Genomic DNA, 2,663 nt, shown 5'->3' with positions numbered 1-2,663 from the left:
AGCGGCAAGCGTGTGGCGGACTCCCACAATGGGGATCCCGGTGCGGCGCCGCTACTGCACCTCGAGTACGGAGACGGGACGCCTCCTGACAATACACCGCCTTCGGCGGATGCAGGACCGAATCAGATCATCACGTTGCCGGCAAGTGCATCGCTCAATGGGACAGTCAGCGATGATGGCTTACCCAACCCTCCGGGCACGGTGACCACCACTTGGAGCGTGGTGAGCGGAACGGGCACGGTGACCTTTGGCGATGACAATGCGGTCGACACCACCGCGAGCTTCTCGTTGGATGGAACTTATGTGCTGCGGCTTTCGGCGGACGACAGTGCTCTCAGTGCGTTCGACGAACTGACCATCACGGTGAACCCTGAGCCGCCAGCCAACCAGCCACCGAGCGTGAATGCGGGAGCCGACCAAACCGTGACGCTTCCTGTCAGCGCGTTGCTGGACGGGACGGTCGGCGATGATGGCTTACCCAACCCGCCGGGCACGGTGACCACCACTTGGAGCGTGGTGAGCGGAACGGGCACGGTGACCTTTGGCGATGACAATGCGGTCGACACCACCGCGAGCTTCTCGTCAGATGGAACGTATGTACTGCGGCTGACGGCGGACGACAGTGCTCTCAGTACGTTCGACGAACTGACCATCACGGTGAACACGGTGAACCCTGAGCCGCTTACCGTGACGGGGATTCAGCCCAGCACAATGCAGGCGGGTACCCGGATAAGTGTAATGATTACCGGCTCGAGCTTTGTGGCTGGGGCCATTGTGAGCATCGAGAACGGCACTGGTGGCCCACCCCCACAAGCAACTAACATTATGGTTGGTGCTGATGGTAAGAGTCTGACGACCACCATTACTGCCAAGAGTGGCGGTCCGCCACGCGACCGCGTCTGGGATGTGCGGGTTACCAATCCTGATGGTTCATCCGCAGTCCTGACAGCCGGATTTGCCGTGACCCCCTAGGGGGCCCTCCAGCTCTCACTCGTTTCGCAGCACGACGATGGGATCGGTCGACGACGCCCGCAGAGTCGGTGCCAGGCTCGCAAACGCCGAGGTGGCGGTGAAGAGAAGCACGGCGACGACGAAGGTTGCGGGGTCGAAAGGACTCACCCCGAAGAGCTGGGAAGCTACCAGACGGGCAGCGATAGCGGCGAGGACGATTCCCAGGGCGATTCCCACCGCGGTGAGCTTCAGTCCGTCGCTGAGAACCAACGCCCCGATCTCACGGGATGTCGCTCCGAGCGCCATACGGATCCCGATCTCCCGGCGTCGCTCCGCCACGGTGAAGGCGACGACCCCGTAGATGCCGAGACTCGCGAGCAGCAGGGCGACCGCCCCGAATACGCCCAGCAAGATCGAGCTGATGGTCCATTGGAGGGCGCTCTCCGACACGATGTCCGCCATCGGGCGAATCTCGACCGGAAGGTTCGGATCGGCGGCGGCGATGGCGCCGGCCACCGCTCGAGTGAGATTTCCCGGCTCGGCGTCGGAGGACACCACGAGGAACCGTCCCCGAAACCCTCCTTGATCGATCGCCTGATAGATCTGTGCGCCGATCTCGTCCTGGAATCCCTCGTGCCTCACGTCGGCCACGACCCCCACCACGGTCGCCTCGAAAGTCCCCTCGCTGTCCAGGACGAGAAGAGACTCGCCGACCGGGTTACGATCGGGCCAGTAAGCATCCGCGGTCGACCGGCTCACGATGACGACACGCGCCGAGTCGGGTCCATCTCTCTCGTCGAACGCTCTTCCCGCGAGCAGAGCAACGCCCATCGCCTCGAAGTATCGCGACGAAACGTTGAACTGATGCGCCAATGGCCAGCTCTCCCTCGCCGCGGGCGCGTCATCGGGAAGCGCAAACTGAACCGTCCAGATCGCATGGTTCATCGGAAGGGGGACCGTGTACCCGGCCGCGCGCACTCCCGGGAGCGACGAGACTTCGAGAAGTGCCCGGTCGAAGAAGAGCTTCTGCTCGGGAGCATCGGGATAATCGGTTTGGGGCAGCGCCAGTCGAACCGTCAGAGCGCTCTCGGGTCGAAAGCCAAGCTCGACTTTCTGGAGCTCGAAGAAACTCCGCACCATGAGCCCGGTTCCCACGACGAGCGCGATCGCGAGCGTCACTTCGAGCACGACCAGAGCTCGACGAACGCGCATCGAGCCGATTCCCGCTCCCCCCGCTCGCACCCCTTGCTTCAGGGAAGAAACGAGGTTCGTTCGCGAGATCCCGATGGCCGGGGCCAGCCCGAACAGGACCGGGGTCAGTAGCGTCACCGCCACCGAAAAGAGAAGAACCGTCGTGTCGAGCTCCACGTCGCCCACGCGAAAGATGTCCTCGGGCACGAGAGGCGCAATCGCGCGGGCACCCCTATCAGCCAGGAACACCCCGAGACCCCCTCCAAGAAGAGCCAGCAGGAGGCTTTCGGTCAGGAGCTGCCGGACGATGCGGCCCCGGCGGGCTCCGAGGGCCGAGCGAACCGCGACGTCCCGCTCCCGGGCGCGGGCTCGGGCGAGCGTCAGGCTCGCGACGTTCACACAAGCGATGAGGAGGACGAATCCTACGGCAGCGAGAAGACCGGTGAAGCTGACGCGCATGATGTCGTAGCCGAAATTGAGCGCTTCGCGAAGCTCTTTCACGGATACCCCGGAGAACTGCC

General features: G+C 63.8%; 2 protein-coding genes. One reads left to right on the top strand and one right to left on the bottom strand.

What is annotated here, in order from left to right; genetic code table 11:
* Window positions 1-972, top strand: a 972-nt coding sequence (locus VEK15_26645; GenBank protein HXV64307.1) for a hypothetical protein, incomplete at its 5' end; no start/stop codon positions are given.
* A gap of 15 nt (window positions 973-987) precedes the next feature.
* Here the strand turns inward: VEK15_26645 and VEK15_26640 are convergent.
* A partial coding sequence (locus VEK15_26640; GenBank protein ID HXV64306.1) for an FtsX-like permease family protein occupies window positions 988-2,663 on the bottom strand: 1,676 nt, incomplete at its 5' end.

It is taken from the genome of Vicinamibacteria bacterium (assembly GCA_035620555.1).
GTDB lineage: Bacteria > Acidobacteriota > Vicinamibacteria > Marinacidobacterales > SMYC01 > DASPGQ01.
This window is presented reverse-complemented; position numbering and strand designations above follow the sequence as displayed.